Consider the following 1,250-nt stretch of genomic DNA (forward strand, 5'->3'; position numbering starts at 1 on the left):
AAATGTCTAAAGAAAAATTTGAACGTACAAAACCGCACGTAAACGTGGGTACAATCGGCCACGTTGACCACGGTAAAACAACTTTAACAGCAGCAATTACAACCGTATTAGCAAAACACTACGGTGGTGCAGCTCGTGCATTTGACCAAATTGATAATGCGCCAGAAGAAAAAGCGCGTGGTATCACCATCAACACATCGCACGTTGAATACGACACTCCAACTCGTCACTACGCACACGTTGACTGCCCAGGACACGCGGACTATGTTAAAAACATGATTACCGGTGCGGCGCAAATGGACGGTGCTATTTTAGTAGTAGCAGCGACAGATGGTCCAATGCCACAAACTCGTGAGCACATCTTATTAGGTCGCCAAGTAGGTGTACCTTACATCATCGTATTCTTAAATAAATGCGACATGGTAGATGACGAAGAGTTATTAGAATTAGTAGAAATGGAAGTTCGTGAACTTCTTTCTCAATATGACTTCCCAGGTGACGATACTCCAATCGTACGTGGTTCTGCATTACAAGCATTAAACGGCGTTGCAGAATGGGAAGAAAAAATCCTTGAGTTAGCAAACCACTTAGATACTTACATTCCTGAGCCAGAGCGTGCAATTGACCAACCGTTCCTTCTTCCAATCGAAGACGTGTTCTCAATTTCAGGTCGTGGTACAGTAGTAACAGGTCGTGTTGAGCGTGGTATCATTCGTACTGGTGATGAAGTTGAAATCGTAGGTATCAAACCAACAGCGAAAACAACTGTAACTGGTGTTGAAATGTTCCGTAAATTACTTGACGAAGGTCGTGCAGGTGAAAACATCGGTGCATTATTACGTGGTACCAAACGTGAAGAAATCGAACGTGGTCAAGTATTAGCGAAACCAGGTTCAATCACTCCACACACTGATTTCGAATCAGAAGTTTACGTATTATCAAAAGATGAAGGTGGTCGTCACACTCCATTCTTCAAAGGTTACCGTCCACAGTTCTATTTCCGTACAACTGACGTAACTGGTACAATTGAATTACCAGAAGGCGTGGAAATGGTAATGCCTGGTGATAACATCAAAATGACAGTAAGCTTAATCCACCCGATTGCGATGGACCAAGGTTTACGTTTCGCAATCCGTGAAGGTGGCCGTACAGTAGGTGCTGGCGTTGTTGCGAAAATCATCAAATAATTGATGTATTAACTGTAACAAGTTAGATTAAGGAGGCGTATCGAAAGATACGCCTTTTTGTTT

At 42.9% G+C, this 1,250-nt stretch carries 1 protein-coding gene; it reads left to right on the forward strand.

What is annotated here, in order from left to right:
• Positions 1-2: 2 nt before the first annotated feature.
• Complete coding sequence (gene tuf / locus HMPREF3263_RS06215; protein WP_005635637.1) at positions 3-1,187, forward strand: elongation factor Tu; 1,185 nt, start codon at positions 3-5, stop codon at positions 1,185-1,187.
• Positions 1,188-1,250 lie beyond the last annotated feature (63 nt).

Source organism: Haemophilus sp. HMSC61B11, from assembly GCF_001838615.1.
GTDB lineage: Bacteria > Pseudomonadota > Gammaproteobacteria > Enterobacterales > Pasteurellaceae > Haemophilus_D > Haemophilus_D parainfluenzae_AD.